This is a genomic window from Streptomyces atratus (genome assembly GCF_040655115.1).
Taxonomy (GTDB): Bacteria; Actinomycetota; Actinomycetes; order Streptomycetales; family Streptomycetaceae; genus Streptomyces; species Streptomyces atratus_D.
In genome coordinates this window covers 281,795-299,446 of record NZ_JBFAJH010000003.1, presented here as the reverse complement: position 1 = coordinate 299,446, position 17,652 = coordinate 281,795, and the positions used below count along the sequence as shown (strand labels likewise).

14 protein-coding genes are annotated in these 17,652 nt (G+C 71.0%); 13 read left to right on the top strand and 1 reads right to left on the bottom strand.

What is annotated here, in order from left to right; genetic code table 11:
* Positions 1-48 precede the first annotated feature (48 nt).
* The 7 genes from AB0I23_RS06545 (at position 49) to AB0I23_RS06515 (ending at position 9,368) form a co-directional block, all read left to right on the top strand.
* Positions 49-1,008, top strand: a complete 960-nt coding sequence (locus AB0I23_RS06545) for a LysR family transcriptional regulator (RefSeq protein WP_359107403.1) — start codon at positions 49-51, stop codon at positions 1,006-1,008.
* A gap of 568 nt (positions 1,009-1,576) precedes the next feature.
* On the top strand, positions 1,577-2,245 hold the full coding sequence (locus AB0I23_RS06540; protein ID WP_359107401.1) for a hypothetical protein: 669 nt from the start codon (positions 1,577-1,579) through the stop codon (positions 2,243-2,245).
* The gene (locus tag AB0I23_RS06535; protein WP_436846880.1) at positions 2,246-4,438 is read left to right on the top strand and encodes a bifunctional polysaccharide deacetylase/glycosyltransferase family 2 protein; all 2,193 of its coding nucleotides are present in this window, start codon (positions 2,246-2,248) and stop codon (positions 4,436-4,438) included. It abuts the gene before it with no gap.
* Positions 4,435-5,682, top strand: coding sequence for an acyltransferase family protein (locus AB0I23_RS06530; RefSeq protein ID WP_359107399.1), 1,248 nt, complete (start codon positions 4,435-4,437; stop codon positions 5,680-5,682). Before AB0I23_RS06535 ends, AB0I23_RS06530 begins: the two co-directional genes overlap by 4 nt.
* Before the next feature lie 145 nt (positions 5,683-5,827).
* Positions 5,828-7,159: a nitrate/nitrite transporter gene (locus AB0I23_RS06525; RefSeq protein WP_359107398.1), complete on the top strand. Its 1,332-nt coding sequence runs from the start codon at positions 5,828-5,830 to the stop codon at positions 7,157-7,159.
* Between the two features lie 129 nt (positions 7,160-7,288).
* Positions 7,289-8,431 (top strand): uroporphyrinogen-III synthase, encoded by a 1,143-nt coding sequence (locus tag AB0I23_RS06520; protein WP_359107397.1) that lies wholly within the window; start codon positions 7,289-7,291, stop codon positions 8,429-8,431.
* A gap of 373 nt (positions 8,432-8,804) precedes the next feature.
* A complete protein-coding gene (locus AB0I23_RS06515) occupies positions 8,805-9,368 on the top strand; it encodes a GNAT family N-acetyltransferase (RefSeq protein ID WP_359107395.1) in 564 nt (187 codons plus the stop codon).
* A gap of 31 nt (positions 9,369-9,399) precedes the next feature.
* Here AB0I23_RS06515 and AB0I23_RS06510 read toward each other — a convergent pair whose 3' ends face one another.
* Positions 9,400-9,942 (bottom strand): GNAT family N-acetyltransferase, encoded by a 543-nt coding sequence (locus AB0I23_RS06510; protein ID WP_359107393.1) that lies wholly within the window; start codon positions 9,940-9,942, stop codon positions 9,400-9,402.
* 120 nt (positions 9,943-10,062) lie between these two features.
* Here AB0I23_RS06510 and AB0I23_RS06505 point away from each other — a divergent pair, with 120 nt between their 5' ends.
* The 6 genes from AB0I23_RS06505 (at position 10,063) to AB0I23_RS06480 (ending at position 17,442) form a co-directional block, all read left to right on the top strand.
* Entirely contained in the window at positions 10,063-10,674 is a 612-nt protein-coding gene (locus AB0I23_RS06505) for a CGNR zinc finger domain-containing protein (protein ID WP_359107391.1), read from the top strand.
* Between the two features lie 121 nt (positions 10,675-10,795).
* Positions 10,796-11,383, top strand: a complete 588-nt coding sequence (locus AB0I23_RS06500) for a sigma-70 family RNA polymerase sigma factor (protein ID WP_359107389.1) — start codon at positions 10,796-10,798, stop codon at positions 11,381-11,383.
* The gene (locus tag AB0I23_RS06495; RefSeq protein ID WP_359107387.1) at positions 11,380-12,324 is read left to right on the top strand and encodes an anti-sigma factor family protein; all 945 of its coding nucleotides are present in this window, start codon (positions 11,380-11,382) and stop codon (positions 12,322-12,324) included. Before AB0I23_RS06500 ends, AB0I23_RS06495 begins: the two co-directional genes overlap by 4 nt.
* 160 nt (positions 12,325-12,484) lie before the next feature.
* Entirely contained in the window at positions 12,485-14,884 is a 2,400-nt protein-coding gene (locus tag AB0I23_RS06490) for a HelD family protein (RefSeq protein WP_359107385.1), read from the top strand.
* A 426-nt stretch (positions 14,885-15,310) separates the two neighbouring features.
* On the top strand, positions 15,311-16,747 hold the full coding sequence (locus tag AB0I23_RS06485; protein ID WP_359107383.1) for an NAD-dependent malic enzyme: 1,437 nt from the start codon (positions 15,311-15,313) through the stop codon (positions 16,745-16,747).
* Between the two features lie 413 nt (positions 16,748-17,160).
* A complete protein-coding gene (locus AB0I23_RS06480) occupies positions 17,161-17,442 on the top strand; it encodes an HU family DNA-binding protein (RefSeq protein ID WP_037692421.1) in 282 nt (93 codons plus the stop codon).
* Positions 17,443-17,652 lie beyond the last annotated feature (210 nt).

The window sequence follows — 17,652 nt, the reverse complement described above, 5'->3', positions numbered from 1 at the left end:
ACACCTGCTCCGCACCCATTCACGCACCTGTGTTGTAAATTCGGGCCCGTGACCTCCTCCGATATCGAGCCGCGGCTGCTGCGCGCCTTCGTCGCCGTCGCCGAGGAGCTGCACTTCACCCGTGCCGCCGCCCGGCTCTACCTGGCCCAGCAGGCGCTCAGCCGCGACATCCGCCGACTGGAGCGCGAGCTCGGTGCGGAGCTGTTCGTACGGAGCACCCGCCAGGTCTCCCTCACACCCGACGGCGAACGGCTGCTGCCGCACGCCCGCCGGGTGATCGCCGCCCACGACGACCTCCGCGCCGCCTGGGCGGTGCAGACGCGCCCGCTGCTGGTCGACGTCAGCGCCCCGGTCGGGACGGGCCACCGGCTGCTCGGGCTCGCTCGCGACGCGGCGCCGGGGGTGGAGTTCGTGGCGCGCTATCTGAGCGGGCTGACGGGGGCGGCGGCGGAGATCCTGGCCGGGCGGCTCGATGTCTCCTTCGGCCGGGTCGCGGGGCTGGATCCGGCGGTACGGGCGGGGCTGGCGCATCAGCCGGTCTGCTTCGAACGGCTGACCGTCCTGCTGCGCGACGACCATCCCCTGGCCCCGCTCGACCGGGTCCCGATGGCGGCGCTGGCGGGGGAACGGCTGTACGCGGCGGCGGGCAACCCGGCCACGGCGGAGTGGACCGACCTCGCGGAGCGGCTCTTCGCGGGGCGGGGGATCGAACTGGTGGCCCCGTTCCCGGAGATCGTGGGGGAGGAGGAGTTCGTCCGGGTGGTGCGGAAGCAGGGCTGGTCGGTGCTGGCGAGTACCGAGTTCATCGAGGTGCCGGGGATGGTCGTACGGCCGCTGGTCGACCCCGTACCGCTGTCACCGGTGTCGCTGGTGTGGCGCAAGGGGCTGAAGCACCCCGGGGTGGACGCGCTGCGGCGGGTCGCGGCGGGGGTGACGGCGGCGGAGCGGGGGCTGGAGGTACCCGCCGGGAGCTGGCTTCCCGAGGGCGATCTGGTGCTGATGTCGTAGGCGTGAAAAGGCGGTCCGGAGGCGGTTCGGCGCGTCGGGCGGCTCAGAGCCTGTCGGGGGACGTGGGGCAGGGCGAAGAGGCCGATGCCGGCCATGCCGATCCCCCGGGCCCGGGGGCGTGCCACGTATCCGGACAGCCGCGGAGGCAGCCATCCGGGCACTGCCGCGGCACAGCCGGACAAGGTGGCCGTGAGGCGTGCCGCGATGAGGATGACCGACATGTCGTTCTCGATCCTCATGAAGTGCCCACACGATAGGAACATCTGTCCAAGAGGGGCGGCTGATTGGCCGATTGGTGGCCAACGATCCATCAACTCCGTCATGGACAAACGGGGATCGGACGTGCGGTTACGGACCTGTCGCCCGGCCGCAGGCCGTGTGAAAGCGGTGTATCCCGCGTCGTGGGCATCACTCGTTCAGGGCTATTTTCGTCAGCTCTGTGCGCTACATTCATCCTCCGGGTGCAAGGTGCTGAAGGGCGCGCGAACTGGGTGGGGGCCCGGTCCGCCGGTACGTGACCGGCTGAAACGTGCGCGCCCGTTTACCTGAGTGGGATGTGCCTACACCTGTGGAAAATTGGCGTGAAGGTGCCCGGTCCGGGCACACGCACGAATGGAACGACGTCACCGTCCAGCGCGACGGTCTCGGACGTCAGCTCTCCGAGCTCTCGGCCGAACCGGGAGCCCCGGAAGGCTCCGACGGTCCGGTCTTCGTCGACGAGAGCGGCCGGCGCAGCAAGACGTTCAGGCGTCTGGGCTGGGTCCTTGCCGCGGTCTGTGCCTGTTACGCGGTGACGCTGGTCGTCGCCCTGCTCGGCGGTAATTCCACTGCGCCGTGGCTGCCGCTCTCCGGCCAGAATCAGCACAAGAAGGCGGACGAGGTCCGGACGCCACCCACTCCGTCGGCCGGCGCGGACACGGTCGTGCCGGTGGGCGCGGCACCGGGCGCCACAGCGGCGGATCCGGCGGCCGACGTCCGCGCGAAGCCTTCGGGCAGCGCCGGATCCGGCTCCCCGTCCGTGTCCGCCCCTGGCAAGGCCCCGTCGAAGCCCGCCGCCGGCGTCACCTCCACGGGCGACACGGCCGGCGGCGGTACGAAGCCCTCCCCGTCGACGTCGGCCCCCGAGTCTCCCGCCGCCACCACGACGCCGCCCGTCGATCCCGGTCCCACGCAGACGACTGCGCTGCCCACCGAGTCCCCGGATCCTCCCGCGCAAGAGCAAGAAGGCACCCACTAGATGACCACCCCCGCTTCGCGGGGCGGGCACAACCGACAGAAGCGGAACCGGCGGCGCAGGCTTCCCATGCGCTATCTGCTGCCGTCCGTCTTCCTCGTTGCCCTGCTCGCCATGCTGATGCTGCGCGGTTACGTGCACAGCGAAATCCTCGCCGACCACCGCATTCAGGCCCCGGCGGCCACCGACCAGGTGCCCGAGAGGATCCTCGACGGCGGTCCGGTCATCGATGCCCGGAGCACCACCGGGCCCGCCAAGTCGCTGAGCGTCCCCGACCACCGGATCGTGCTGACCTTCGACGACGGTCCCGACCCGGTGTGGACCCCGCGGGTCCTCGACGCGCTGAAGAAGTACGACGCGCACGGCGTCTTCTTCGTCACCGGAACCATGGCGTCGCGCTACCCCGGACTGGTCCACCGCATGGTCGAGGAGGGGCACGAGGTCGGGCTGCACACCTTCAGCCATCCCGATCTCTCCTACCAGTCCCACTCCCGTATCGACTGGGAGCTGTCCCAGAACCAGTTGGCCCTGGCAGGCGCGGCAGGTATCCGTACGTCCCTGTTCCGGCCCCCGTACTCGTCGTTCGCCGACGCGATGGACAACGAGTCCTGGCCGGTCACCCAGCACGTCGGCACCCGGGGCTATCTCACCGTCGTCAACAACACCGACAGCGAGGACTGGAAGCGCCCGGGCGTCCCCGCGATCATCGAGCGGGCCACGCCCAAGGGCGGCAGGGGCGCCGTCATCCTGATGCACGACTCCGGCGGCGACCGGTCCCAGACCGTGGCGGCGCTCGACGAGTTCCTCCCGCGGATGCAGCAGCAGGGCTACACGTTCACCAACCTCACCACCGCCCTCGGCGCCCCCAGCGCGCACACGCCCGTGACCGGGTTCGCGCTGTGGAAGGGCAAGGCGTTCGTGTACGCCGTCGGCCTCTCGGAGAACCTCACCGACGTGCTGGTGGCCGGGCTCGCCGTCATCGGGGTGCTCGTCATCGCCCGCTTCGGCCTGATGCTGCTGCTGTCCTTCCTGCACGCCCGGAAGGTCCGCGGGCGGGACTTCGGCCGGGGAGCCGCGTTCACCCGTCCCGTCTCGGTGCTGGTGCCCGCGTACAACGAACGCGAATGCATCGCCAACACCGTGCGTTCCCTGGCGGCGAGCGACCACCCCATCGAGATCATCGTCATCGACGACGGTTCCACGGACGGCACGGCGGACATCGTCGAGGGGCTGCGGCTGCCGAACGTCCGCGTCATCCGCCGGCGCAACGCCGGAAAGCCCGCCGCCCTCAACAACGGCATCGCGCACGCCCGGTACGACATCATCGTGATGATGGACGGCGACACGGTCTTCGAACCCGCCACCGTCCGCGAACTCGTCCAGCCGTTCGCCGACCCGAGGGTGGGCGCCGTCGCCGGGAACGCCAAGGTCGGCAACCGCGACTCGTTGATCGGTGCCTGGCAGCACATCGAGTACGTGATGGGCTTCAACCTCGACCGCCGGATGTACGACATGCTGCGCTGCATGCCGACCATCCCCGGCGCGGTCGGCGCCTTCCGCCGTGATGCGCTGGACCGGATCGGCGGCATGAGCGAGGACACCCTCGCCGAGGACACCGACGTCACGATGGCGCTGCACCGCGACGGCTGGCAGGTCGTCTACGCCGAGGACGCCCGCGCCTGGACCGAGGCGCCGGAGACCGTGCAGCAGCTGTGGTCGCAGCGGTACCGCTGGTCGTACGGCACCATGCAGGCGATCTGGAAGCACCGCCGGGCCGTCATCGAACGCGGACCGTCCGGCCGCTTCGGGCGCGTCGGGCTGCCGTTCGTCGCCCTGTTCATGGTCGTCGCCCCGCTGCTCGCACCCCTCATCGATGTCTTTCTGCTGTACGGGCTGGTCTTCGGCCCCACCCAGAAGACTGTCGCCGCCTGGCTCGGCGTCCTCGCGGTGCAGGCCGTCTGCGCCGCGTACGCCTTCCGGCTCGACCGGGAACGCATGACCCATCTGATCTCGCTGCCCCTCCAGCAGATCCTCTACCGGCAGCTCATGTACGTGGTGCTGCTCCAGTCCTGGATCACCGCACTCACCGGCGGCCGGCTGCGCTGGCAGAAGCTGCGCCGTACCGGAGTGGTGGAAACGCCCGGCGTGATGGTGAGCCAGGGCAGGCACGGCAACGATCGGAGGCCCGTCGCATGACGAGCAGTTACACCTCTGCATTCCCCCCGCCCCACCCGGTCCCGGCGCCGGTGCCGGGACGGTCCGCCGCACCGGCACCGGAGACCGCCGCCCCGCCCGCCGCGAAGAAGCCGGGCCGCGACCGCTATCTCGACCTGCTGCGCGCCGTCGCCCTGGTCCGTGTCGTCGTCTTCCACACCTTCGGCTGGGCCTGGCTGACGGTCCTGTTCCCTTCCATGGGCGTCATGTTCGCCCTCGCGGGTTCGCTGATGGCACGGTCGCTGGACCGCCCCGCCCCGGCTGTCGTCCGTGCCCGGCTACGCCGTCTGCTGCCCCCGATGTGGGCGTTCGCCGCGGTCGTCGTCCCGGTCATGTTCGCGCTCGGCTGGAAGCCCCTGAAGGAGGAGGGCATCTGGTGGTTCATCAAGCTGGGCTGCTACATCCTTCCGGTCGGCGCCCCGCCGTACCCCTGGGAGAGTGGCTCGGCGGGCGGCTTTCTGGAGGTGTCCTGGGCGGACCAGGCCGTCGGCCCGCTCTGGTACATCCGCGCCTACCTCTGGTTCGTGCTCGCCTCGCCGCTGCTGCTGAAGACCTTCCGCAGACTGCCCTGGCCGACGCTGCTCGCCCCGCTCGGCCTCACCGCCGTGATCGGCACCGGACTGGTCACCGTCCCCGGGGAGACCGGCGAGGGGCTTGTCGACTTCGCGGTGTTCGGCTCCTGCTGGATTCTCGGCTTCGCCCATCACGACGGGCTGCTGAAGAAGATCCCGCGCTATCTGACGGTCTCGCTCGCCGCGCTCGTGATGGCGTTCGGACTGTGGTGGGCCTCGGCGCATCTGACGGAGGAGGGCTGGAACCTCGACGAGATCCCGCTGGCCCAGGCGACCTGGTCGCTCGGCTTCTGCGCGATTCTGCTCCGGTACGCACCGTCCTGGCAGCAGCTCCCCGGCAGGCTGGCCCGCATGGACAGCCTGATCACCCTTGCCAACAACCGCGCGGTGACGATCTACCTCTGGCACAACCTGCTGATCATGGCGACCTCGCCGCTCATAGACCAGCTGTGGACCGTCCCCTGGGTCGGTGACCACCTCGGTACGTACATCAGCTCCTCGTACGCGGAACTGATGCTGGTCCTGGTCTGGCCGCTGCTGGCGCTGATGATCCTCGCGGTCGGCTGGGTCGAGGACGTCGCGGCGAAGCGCAGCCCCCGACTGTGGCCGACCGGTGCGTCCAGGAGACGGAGGAACGCACCGGCCACGCGGTGACCGTCCCCCTCCTCACCGGGCCGCCGCCGGCCCGGTGAGAGCAAGGTTGCCCACCGGTCACCTCGCAGCACCGCACCGAAACGCACGCTCCCTAGCGTCGAGGCAGACGACCCGACACCCGTGGAACGTGAACCGTGGAGGCGTGATGGCCGGCAGGTGGATCGAGCAGTGGGAGCCGGAGGACGAGATCTTCTGGCAGGAGAAGGGCGAGCGGATCGCCCGCCGGAATCTGTGGTTCTCCGTGCTCTCCGAGCACATCGGGTTCTCGATCTGGACCCTGTGGTCGGTGATGGTCCTGTTCATGGGGCCGGAGTACGGGATCGACCCGGCCGGGAAGTTCTTCCTGATCTCGACGGCGACGCTGGTCGGGGCCCTGGTCCGGGTTCCGTACACGTTCGCCGTCGCCAGGTTCGGGGGGCGGAACTGGACGGTGTTCAGCGCCCTGACCCTCCTCGTGCCGACCGTCGCCGCATACCTCGTGATGGAGCCCGGGACCTCGTACACCACCTTCCTCGTGGTGGCCGCGCTCGCCGGGATCGGCGGCGGGAACTTCGCCTCGTCGATGACGAACATCAACGCGTTCTTCCCGCTCCGCAAGAAAGGCTGGGCGCTCGGGCTCAACGCGGGCGGCGGCAACATCGGCGTCCCCGTCGTGCAGCTCGCCGGGCTGCTGGTGATCGGCACGGCGGGCGCCACCCACCCGCGGATCGTGCTCGCCGTGTATGTACCTCTGATCGTCGTCGCCGCTCTGTGCGCCGCGTCCTTCATGGACAACCTGACCCCCGTGCAGAACGACACCGGGGCTGCCAAGGACGCCGTCCGCGACCCGCACACCTGGATCATGTCGGTGCTCTACATCGGCACCTTCGGCTCCTTCATCGGCTACAGCTTCGCCTTCGGACTGGTCCTCCAGACCCAGTTCGGCCGGACCCCGCTGCAGGCCGCCTCGCTCACCTTCATCGGGCCGCTCCTCGGCTCTCTGATCCGGCCCGCGGGAGGGTGGCTCGCCGACCGGTACGGCGGCGCCCGGATCACTCTGTGGAACTTCGCCGCGATGGCCGCCGCGACCGGCGTCGTCGTGTACGCCTCCGGCATCGCGTCGCTCACCGTGTTCCTCGTCGGGTTCATCGCCCTGTTCGTCCTCACCGGACTGGGCAACGGATCGACGTACAAGATGATCCCCGGCATCTTCCACGCCAAGGCGATCGCCCAGGGGCTGCGCGGCGAGGAGGCCGCCGCCCACGGGCGACGGCTCTCCGGTGCGGCCATGGGGCTCATCGGGGCGGTCGGCGCGCTCGGCGGACTCGCCATCAATCTCGCGTTCCGGCAGTCCTTCCGGACCGCGGGCACGGGTACGACGGCCTTCTGGTACTTCCTCGTCTTCTACGCGCTGTGCTTCACGGTCACGTGGGCGGTATACCGTCGCCGCGTCGCCGCAGTCCCCGCAAGGCCGCAGCTCGGCTACGCGGAGGTGTGATCGTGACCGTTCGGCGTCGCGTGACGTAACAGGCGGGAAATACGGGGGAACCGAGCCTGTCACGCATCGTTGGCAGGCTCGGTCCTCCGCATCATCGAACAGCAGCGGGACGAGAGCCGGGTAGGCCACATGCGCGACGACGAACAGCACGGGCCCCTCGCGGGGTTCACGGTCGGGGTGACCGCCGCACGGCGGGCGGAGGAACTCGGCACCCTGTTGCGGCGGCGGGGGGCCACCGTCCTGCACGCGCCCGCCCTGCGGATCGTGCCGCTCGCCGACGACAGTGAACTCCTCGCCGCCACCGAGGAACTCATCGACCAGGTTCCCGACGTCGTCGTCGCCACCACCGCGATCGGCTTCCGGGGCTGGATCGAGGCCGCCGACGGCTGGGGCATCGGCGACCGGTTGCTGGACCGGCTGCGCGGCGTCGAGCTGCTGGCCCGCGGTCCGAAGGTCAAGGGCGCCGTCCGGGCCGCCGGTCTCACCGAGGCCTGGTCGCCGGGGTCCGAGTCCATGGCCGAGGTCCTGGACCGGCTCCTCGACGAGGGTGTCGAGGGCCGTCGTATCGCCCTGCAGTTGCACGGCGAACCGCTGCCCGGCTTTGTCGAGTCGCTCCGGGCGGGCGGTGCCGAAGTCGTCGGCGTACCCGTCTACCGCTGGATGGAACCCGAGGACCTCGCCCCGCTCGACCGGCTGCTCGACATCACCGCCGCCCGCGGCCTGGACGCGCTGACCTTCACCAGCGCCCCCGCTGCCGCCTCGTTCCTGAGCCGGGCCGAGAAGCGCGGGCTGCTTCCGGAGATCCTGAGCGCCCTGCAGGGCGAAGTCGTCTCGGCCTGCGTCGGCCCGGTCACCGCACTGCCGCTGCAGGCCCGCGGCATCGACACCATCCAGCCCGAACGCTTCCGGCTCGGCCCGCTCGTCCAGCTGCTCTGCCGCGAACTGCCCGGCGGAGCACGCACGCTGCCGATCGCCGGCCACCGGGTCGAGATCCGCGGTCACGCCGTCCTCGTCGACGACGAACTGCGCGCGGTGCCGCCCGCCGGCATGGCCCTGCTGCACACCCTGGCCCGCAGGCCGGGCTGGGTGGTGACCCGCGCGGACCTGCTGCGCGCCCTGCCCGGCAGCGGTACGGACGAGCACGCCGTGGAGACGGCGATGGCCCGGCTGCGTACGGCACTCGGTGTGCCGAGGCTGATCCAGACGGTCGTCAAGCGCGGCTACCGGCTGGCGCTGGACCCGGCGGCGGACGCCAAGTACGCGGACTCCTGAGGGCGCCGACGGGCCGACAGGAAGAAGGCGCGCAGGAGCAGGGCGAGTGCGCCGGTGCACAGGACGGCCCGTACGGCGTCCCAGGCGCCCCCGCACGTCCTCGAACCGTTCCCGCACGGCGGCGGGATCGGCGATCCGTGCCGGATTTCCGCGTCGGCAAGGGCGTTGGTGAGCGGTACGGCGAGAGGTGACCAGGAAGGCAGCGGCGTACACCGCGAGCGTGGTGAGGAGTCACCTGCGCGGGCCGGGGGAGCGGCGCTGCGCGCTGCAACGCGTGCGGGAGCGGAACGGCCGGCGGAAGCCGGCGCCGTGAGGGGGAGTGGGGGCGCACAGGGGTGAGCGGGCCGCAACCGCGCCGGGCTACCGTGCAGGGATGATCAATGACACTCACCGGCTCGACGCGGAGGTACGACTCCGTCCCGCCACCCCGGGCGACGCCGCCTCGCTCGCCGGTGCACTGACCCGCAGCCGTACGTACATGCAGCCCTGGGAACCCGTACGGCCCGACGCCTTCTACACCGAGCAGGGGCAGCGGGAGCGTCTGGCCGGGATGCTGGCGGACCGTGAGGCGGGGCGGGTGATGCCCTGGGTGATCGCCGATGCCGAGGACCGTGCGGTCGGCGGTTTCACACTCTCCAACATCGTGCTCGGCCCGTTCTGCAGCGCCGTGCTCGGCTACTGGGTCGATGTCACGTACGCCGGGCGCGGTCTGGCCACCGCCGCCGTGCAGCGGATCTGCACGGTGGCCAGGGACGAGCTGCGGCTGCACCGCGTGGAGGCCGGGACCGTGCTCGACAACGTGGCATCCCAGCGCGTGCTCACCAAGTGCGGCTTCGAGGAGTTCGGTACGGCTCCGCGCTATCTGCACATCAACGGCGAGTGGCGGGACCACCGGCTGTTCCAGCGGATCCTGCACGACGGGCCGCCGGCAGGCTGAGCTCGTCGGCCCTGCGCGCCGAGTTCCCGGCCTACTCCGCGTGCCGGACGTGCAGATGCCCGTCGAGCGGCCACGGCGCGCGGGCCGGGAGGATCTCCGCGAAGGCGTACCCGCTCTTGACCGCGACCCGGCACGAGGCTTCGTTGTCCACCTGGTGGATCAGTTCGAGCCGTCGAAGACCGTCCGCGGCGAAGGCGGTGAACGCCCAGCCGGTGAGCGCTTCGACCGCCTGCGGGGCGATCCCGCGTCCGCGCGCCCACGCCGCCGTCCAGTAGCCGACCTCGGCCGAACCGGATCCGGGGTGCGGGTACTTCAGCGCCACATCGCCGACCAGTTCGTCGCCGCGCGCCGTGTCGACGACGGCGAAGTCGAACCGGGTGCCGGACTCCCGGCCCTCGGCCTGCACCCGCAGCCAGCGTTCCGCGTCCGCCTCGTCCGCGACGAGATGCAACAGCCGGTTGCGCAACCCCGGATCGCGATACGCCTCGACCAGCGCGGGTATGTCGTCCTGGCGCCAGGGCCGCAGCAGCAGGAGTCCGGCCGAGAAGGCGGCCGCGCGGGGGTCTTCGCTCATGGCCTCACCCTACGCGGGGAGTTCGGGGGCGGCCCGCGTGGTGGGAGGGGTTACGGGCCGGGCCGCCGAGGGGCACTCTGGTGGTGGCTCCCACCGGCGACCCGAGGCGGTGACATGCACATGGCGGCTGGCAAGGGCTCGTGCGACTGGCGGTTCGACTCCGGGCGGCTCTGCCTGGACCTGGTGGCGACGGGGATCGGAACCTCCGGCACCTGCGAACTGCTCGACGGGACAGACCGGCTCGCCGACTGGCTGGTGGCCGCCGGACTCGTCCCGAAGGGCACATGTCTCGATGTCGTCGACGACACCTGGCTCCTGAGCTTCCGTCTGCTGCGGACGGGCGTCGACCGGCTGCTGACCGCCGAGCTCGGCGGCCGCGGCGCCGACGGCGCGCTGGAGCGGGTCAATGAACTCGCCGCCGCCCCGCCGCCGGGACTGCGGGCCGTGCGCGCCAGGAACGGAGCGCTGGTGCGGGCGTTCAGCGCCGAGCCCGAATGCGGGGCGCTGCTCGCCGCCGTCGCCCGCGACGTCGTGGAACTCCTGACGGACCCGGAGGCCCGGGCCGGGCTCCGCCGCTGCGAGGGCGACAACTGCCGACGGCTCTACCTCGACACGTCACGGGGGAGGCGGCGCCGCTGGTGCTCCAGCGAGGTGTGCGGGAACCGGGAGCGGGTGGCCCGGCACCGGCGTCGGGCGGCGGCGCTCGCCGCCCCGGCGGACGTGCCCGCGTGAACCATCGCGCACAGGTACATCGTGTCCACGTGAAAAATCTTGAACTGCTTTGAATGGATCGCGGCCCGCCTCCGTATTCGATGGCCAAGGAGCTCCGCAGGGTCTCGACCGGGAGGTTCGGGTGCGCAAGGATGCGGCCGTGGCCGATGACCGTCCGCACAGGGCTCGACATCGCAGTGAACCGCCCGCGTCACCCTCCGCCGTTCCGGACGAGGAGCTGATGCGGGCGCTCTACCGCGAACACGCCGGACCGTTGCTGGCGTACGTGCTCCGCCTCGTCGCCGGCGACCGCCAGAGGGCCGAGGACGTGGTGCAGGAAACGCTCATCCGTGCCTGGAAGAACGCCGGTCAGCTCAACCGGGTGAGCGGCTCCGTCCGCCCCTGGCTGGTGACGGTCGCCCGGCGCATCGTCATCGACGGCCACCGCAGCCGGCGGGCCCGGCCGCACGAGGTCGATCCGTCGCCGCTGGAGGTCATTCCCGCGGAGGACGAGATCGACAAGGCGTTGTGGCTGATGACGCTCTCGGATGCGCTCGACGATTTGACCCCTGCCCATCGGGAAGCATTGGTCGAGACCTACTTCAAGGGACGTACGGCCGATGAGGCCGCAGAGGTGCTCGGCATACCCAGCGGCACGGTGCGGTCCCGGGTCTTCTACGCACTGCGCTCGATGAAGCTCGCACTCGAAGAGAGGGGGATCACGGCATGAGCGACCACGAGTGGGAGCCTTTCGGGCCCCGGCCGACCGGTCCCTCCAGCCCCACCGGCCCCACAGGTCCCCGTGGCCGGCCCGTGTTCCCCGGCGGTCCGGGCGGCTTCGGCGGTCCCGATGACTTCGGCGGCTTCGGCGGGCGCGGCAGTTCCGGCGGTTCCGGTTCCGGCGCGGCGGCGGAAGGGCCGGAGCACGACGCCGCCGGTGCGTACGTCCTGGGCATCCTGGACGACGCCGAAGCGTCCGCCTTCGAAGCGCATCTGGCCGGCTGTGCGCTCTGCGCCGCCCATCTCGACGAGTTCGCCGGGATGGAACCCATGCTCGCGATGCTCGCCGAGGCCCCCGCCACCGTGCCCGGTGCCCGGCCCGTCCCGTACGTTCCGGAGCCGCCCGCACCCCGGGTGCTCGACCGGCTGGTCGACGAGGTCGCGGCCGAACGGGCCCGGCGCAAGCGGCGCGGCATGTATCTGGTGGCGGCGGCAGCGGCGCTGATCATCGGCGGTCCGGTCGTCGCGGTCACGGCCACCGGCGGTGACAGCGGCACGACCCGGGCCGCCGGCCCGCACCCCACCAGCCCCGCCGAGGACGCGTTCTTCCACCACATGCAGGAGAAGGTGCAGGCGACCGACCCCACCACCAAGGTCGCCGCCACCGTCGGCATGGAGAAGAAGGCGTGGGGCACACACGCGGTGCTGGAGCTCAAGAACGTCAGGGGTCCGGAGAAGTGCAGCCTCATCGCCGTGTCCAAGAGCGGCGATGAGGAGGTCGTCACCTCCTGGTCCGTCCCGAAGTGGGGCTACGGCATCAAGGACTCCACGCACCCGTCCGCGAAGTACCCGCTCTACGTCCACGGCGGCGCGGCGATGGACCGCGCCGACATCGACCATTTCGAGGTGCGGACCTTCGACGGCAAACGGCTGGTGGACATCGACGCGTAGGGGTGGCATCGGGGAAATCGGGCCGCGGACGCACCCGCCAGGGGGGCCGACGCGCAATCGATACCTGCGACGCGCGTGATCCGGGCCCGCGGCAGGTGCGCGGCGGGCCCCCTTCGCATAGGGTTGACGGCTGCCCAATGCACGTCAGAAGGGGGCCTCGGTGGCCGCGCAGGATGCCGCTGTCGATTCGTTGCGGGACCGGGAAATCGGTGTCGAGCAGGAACATCTCGACCGTGTTTATCACCGCCTTGAGGAGAAGATCCACGAGGCGGAATTCCTCATGAACGATGCCGTCAAGCGCGGCCAGGTCGGTACCCCGGGTGCGCTCGCCGAGCGCGACGCCCAGGTGTTCCGGGCCGGGATCCACCTCAACCGGCTGAACAGCGAGTTCGAGGACTTCCTCTTCGGGAGGATCGATCTGCTGCTCGGCAAGGACGGCGAGCGCGGCCCGGACGGCGCGTACACCTCCGTCGAACCGGCCGACGACGCCGTACGCGACGACAGCACCGCCGATATCGCGGAGACGCTCCACATCGGCCGGATCGGGGTCCTCGACTCCGACTACGCACCGCTGGTCATCGACTGGCGGGCACCGGCCGCCGCGCCGTTCTACCGGTCGACGCCGAAGGACCCGGGCCGGGTGGTGCGACGCCGGGTCGTCCGTTCCAAGGGCCGCAAGGTCCTCGGGGTCGAGGACGACCTGATGCGCCCGGAGCTGACCGCGTACAAGGACGGCGACAAGCTGCCCGTGATCGGCGACGGCGCGCTGATGGCGGCGCTCGGCCAGGCCCGCAGCCACACCATGCGGGACATCGTCTCCTCCATCCAGGCCGAGCAGGACCTGGTGATCCGGGCGCCCGCCGCGTCCGTCACCGAGGTCTCCGGCGGCCCCGGCACCGGCAAGACCGCCGTGGCCCTGCACCGCGCCGCGTACCTGCTCTACCAGGACCGGCGGCGGTACGCGGGCGGCATCCTCGTCGTCTCACCGACCCCGCTCCTCGTCGCGTACACCGAAGGGGTGCTGCCCTCGCTCGGCGAGGAGGGGCAGGTCGCGATCCGTGCGGTCGGCTCGCTCTCCGACGAGGCGGCCGGTGTCGAGGGCGCCACCACGTACGACGAACCGGCCGTCGCGCGGATCAAGGGCTCCTCCCGGATGCTCCAGGTGCTGCGCAAGGCGGCCCGCGGGGCGCTGGAACAGCCGCGGACCCCCGGCGCGCCACGGAACGAGCAGGACGGCCAGCTGTCGTTCGGCGACCCCGACGAGTCCGGGGACGGGGCTGCCACGCCCCTCACCACCCCCGCCCGGCTGCGCGTCGTCGCCTTCGGCGCCCGCGTGGAGCTGAACGCCGACGAGCTCCACCGCATCCGGCAGTCCGTCCTCGGCGGCACCGCCCCGGTCAACCTGTTGCGTCCGCGCGCCCGCAGGCTGCTCCTGGACGCCCTGTGGAACAAGTCCTCCGGCCGGGGCCGCTACACCGACCCGGAACTCGCCGCGGAACTGCGTACCTCTTTCGACGAGGACGTCTCCACCGAGACCCCGTTCCTGGAGTTCCTGAACGCCTGGTGGCCCGAGCTCACCCCGCGGGGGGTGCTCGCCGCGATGGCCGACGAGAAGCGGCTCGGCCGGTGGGCGCGCCGGGTCCTCAACCAGGGCGAGGTGCGCCGCCTCGCCCGCTCGCTGAAGCGACTGGACAGCGCCGGTCAGGGCCCCCTGTCCGTGCACGACGTGGCGATCCTCGACGAGCTGCACACACTGCTCGGCACCCCGCACCGGCCGAAGAAGAAGCGCGAGTTCGATCCGCTGGACCAGCTCTCCGGTCTGGAGGAGCTGATGCCGCAGCGCGAGGAGACCCGGCGCGAGCGGGCCGAGCGGCTCGCGGCGGAGCGCACGGAGTACACGCACGTCATCGTCGACGAGGCGCAGGACCTGACGCCCATGCAGTGGCGCATGGTCGGCCGCCGCGGCCGGACGGCCACCTGGACGATCGTCGGCGACCCGGCGCAGTCCTCGTGGTCGGATCCGGACGAGGCGGCGGAGGCGCGCGACGAGGCGCTCGGCCAGCGCCCGCGCCGCCACTTCACGCTCACCGTCAACTACCGCAACCCGGCGGAGATCGCGGAACTCGCGTCGAGGGTGCTGGCGCTCGCGATGCCCGGCATGGAGTCCCCGGCCGCCGTCCGTTCGACGGGCGTGGAGCCCCGCTTCGTGGCCGTACGCGACGGCGATCCGGCCGGGACCGTACGGGAGGAGGCGCGGCGGCTCCTCGGCGAGGTGGACGGCACGGTCGGTGTCGTCGTCGCGATGAACCGGCGCGCCCAGGCCCGGAAGTGGCTCGCGGAGCTCGGCGACCGGGTGGTGGCGCTGGGCAGCCTGGAGGCGAAGGGCCTGGAGTACGACGCCACGGTGGTCGTCTCGCCCGCGGAGATCGCGGACGAGTCACCCGCCGGTCTGCGGGTGCTGTACGTGGCGCTGACCCGGGCGACGCAGCAGCTGACGGTGGTGTCGGGGGAGCGGGACCTGCCCGACGAGGACGGTGTGCCGGACCTGCTGAGGGACTGAGAGCCTGTCGGGGCGCGGGGGGACCGGAGGGGAGAAGTCAACCCGCGATGGGGGAATCACTTCTGCGGGGTCTTTGTTAGCCTGGTGTCGGCACCGGCTCGATCCAAGCCCCCGGGCCCAACCTTCGTCGCTACGAGCGACCACTTGCCGCGAGGCGAGCATGGCGGGTCGGTGCCGTTTCAGTGAGAAGACAGACCCCGTCACCTTCCGGTGGCGCGGGTCTGTTCTTGTCTGTGGCCCTGGCGTGATCGTCTCCCCGGTTGGGGTTCCGCTCACCCCGTCATATCTCGTATGGTGGAAACTGCTTTCCGAAACACGGCAGTCATTACCGTCTACCCACCAGTAGGTGCGAATATCGGGAAGCGCGTCCGAGGCGAACGCCCCGGCCGCGTGGCAATGAAGCTAGGGAAAGCGAAGGACTCGGCCATGGCAACGGCGCCCAGCGTCTCGTACTCGATGACGGTCAGGCTGGAGGTGCCCGCGAGCGGCACAGCGGTCTCCCAGCTCACCACGGCCGTGGAGTCCTCCGGCGGGTCCGTCACCGGCCTCGACGTGACCGCCTCCGGTCACGAAAAGCTCCGGATCGACGTCACCATCGCGGCCTCCTCCACCTCGCACGCGGACGAGATCGTCGAAGGTCTGCGCGACATCGAGGGTGTCGTGCTGGGCAAGGTCTCCGACCGTACGTTCCTGATGCACCTCGGCGGCAAGATCGAGATGGCGTCCAAGCACCCCATCCGCAACCGTGACGACCTCTCGATGATCTACACCCCGGGTGTGGCGCGGGTCTGCATGGCGATCGCCGAGAACCCCGAGGACGCACGCCGCCTCACCATCAAGCGCAATTCCGTCGCAGTTGTGACGGACGGCTCCGCGGTGCTCGGCCTCGGCAACATCGGCCCGATGGCGGCCCTGCCGGTCATGGAGGGCAAGGCGGCCCTCTTCAAGCGGTTCGCCGGCATCGACGCCTGGCCGATCTGTCTGGACACCCAGGACACCGACGCGATCGTCGAGATCGTCAAGGCGATCGCCCCCGGCTTCGCGGGCATCAACCTGGAGGACATCTCCGCACCCCGCTGCTTCGAGATCGAGGCACGGCTGCGCGAGGCCCTCGACATCCCCGTCTTCCACGACGACCAGCACGGCACCGCGATCGTCGTCCTGGCCTCGCTGACCAACGCACTGCGCGTGGTGGGCAAGGGAATTGGGGACGTACGGGTCGTCATGTCCGGCGCCGGAGCCGCCGGTACGGCCATCCTGAAGCTGCTCATCGCGGCAGGCGTCAAGCACGCTGTCGTCGCCGACATCCACGGCGTGGTGCACGCGGGCCGCGAGGACCTGGTCTCCGCCGACGCCGATTCGCCGCTGCGCTGGATCGCCGAGAACACCAACCCCGAGTCGATGACCGGCACCCTCAAGCAGGCGGTCGTGGGCGCCGACGTCTTCATCGGCGTCTCCGCCCCGAACGTGCTGGACGGCGACGACGTCGCGGCGATGGCGGACGGTGCGATCGTGTTCGCGCTCGCGAACCCGGACCCCGAGGTGGACCCGGCAATCGCCCGCCAGACCGCAGCGGTTGTCGCCACCGGCCGTTCCGACTTCCCGAACCAGATCAACAACGTGCTGGTCTTCCCGGGCGTCTTCCGCGGTCTGCTGGACGCTCAGTCCCGCACGGTCAACACGGAGATGATGCTCGCCGCGGCCCGTGCCCTCGCCGACGTCGTCGCCGAGGACGAGCTGAACGCCAACTACATCATCCCGTCGGTCTTCAACGAGAGGGTCGCGGGAGCGGTCGCCGGAGCCGTCCGGAACGCCGCGAAGGGTGCCGGCGGCGCTGTGACGGGCCCGGGGGACCTCGGCTGAACCACCCCACTCACAGAACCCACCACGGCCCCTGCCGGCGTCGCCCACGGCCGCGGTGCCCCCACGTTGGCCTGACCCACGGCGCGTCGCGGGTCACGGCACCCCAAACGCCCCTTTAGGGTGGGCGGGCAGCGAGCCCCGCAGAAGTCCGCACCCGCTGCGGACCGCTTCAGGGAGTCGACGGAACGTCACCACGACGAGGCAGTGGCGCTTTTCGTGTGACTCCGGAGGGTGCCGGATTGGCTTTCCCGCCGCAGGTGGGGGCAGGATGCTTCCCCAAGGACTACGTCCAGGGGAGACCCCACAGGCGCGAGGTCTCATGACAGACCCGGGTCCGGGGACTGTCCGAGGGCCCTGGCAGCATCGGCTTCGATCTCACGCCTCACAGGCAAGAAGAACACGGGAGTAACAACATGAACCGCAGTGAGCTGGTGGCCGCCCTGGCCGACCGTGCCGAGGTGACCCGCAAGGACGCCGACGCCGTGCTGGCCGCCCTCGCCGAGACCGTCGGTGAGATCGTCGCCAAGGGCGACGAGAAGGTCACCATCCCCGGCTTCCTGACCTTCGAGCGCACCCACCGTGCCGCTCGCACCGCTCGTAACCCGCAGACCGGCGACCCGATCGACATCCCGGCCGGCTACAGCGTGAAGGTCTCCGCGGGCTCGAAGCTCAAGGAAGCCGCCAAGGGCAAGTAGGCCCCGTAGGCGCGCCGGAGGGCGGTCACCCCGACCAGGGTGACCGCCCTCCGGCGTACCGCCCGCAGAAGCGGCCCTGAGCCCTCCGGTGGCCGTCGGACCCTTCCGGCGAACGAGAAACGGGGGCCCGGGGGCCGTGCCCCCCAACCCCCCGTCCCGCCCGCACTGCCAGTCGGGGGTCCGCTGATCGGGGGGGCCCGGGGTCGGAAG

Coding starts and splice junctions, on each gene's coding strand:
- AB0I23_RS06505 (WP_359107391.1), top strand. CDS start 10,063: ATGGCGGCTGGCAAGGGCTCGTGCGACTGGCGGTTCGACTCCGGGCGG.
- AB0I23_RS06480 (WP_037692421.1), top strand. CDS start 17,161: ATGAACCGCAGTGAGCTGGTGGCCGCCCTGGCCGACCGTGCCGAGGTG.
- AB0I23_RS06530 (WP_359107399.1), top strand. CDS start 4,435: ATGACGAGCAGTTACACCTCTGCATTCCCCCCGCCCCACCCGGTCCCG.
- AB0I23_RS06495 (WP_359107387.1), top strand. CDS start 11,380: ATGAGCGACCACGAGTGGGAGCCTTTCGGGCCCCGGCCGACCGGTCCC.
- AB0I23_RS06510 (WP_359107393.1), bottom strand. CDS start 9,942: ATGAGCGAAGACCCCCGCGCGGCCGCCTTCTCGGCCGGACTCCTGCTG.
- AB0I23_RS06485 (WP_359107383.1), top strand. CDS start 15,311: ATGGCAACGGCGCCCAGCGTCTCGTACTCGATGACGGTCAGGCTGGAG.
- AB0I23_RS06520 (WP_359107397.1), top strand. CDS start 7,289: ATGCGCGACGACGAACAGCACGGGCCCCTCGCGGGGTTCACGGTCGGG.
- AB0I23_RS06515 (WP_359107395.1), top strand. CDS start 8,805: ATGATCAATGACACTCACCGGCTCGACGCGGAGGTACGACTCCGTCCC.
- AB0I23_RS06525 (WP_359107398.1), top strand. CDS start 5,828: ATGGCCGGCAGGTGGATCGAGCAGTGGGAGCCGGAGGACGAGATCTTC.
- AB0I23_RS06535 (WP_436846880.1), top strand. CDS start 2,246: ATGACCACCCCCGCTTCGCGGGGCGGGCACAACCGACAGAAGCGGAAC.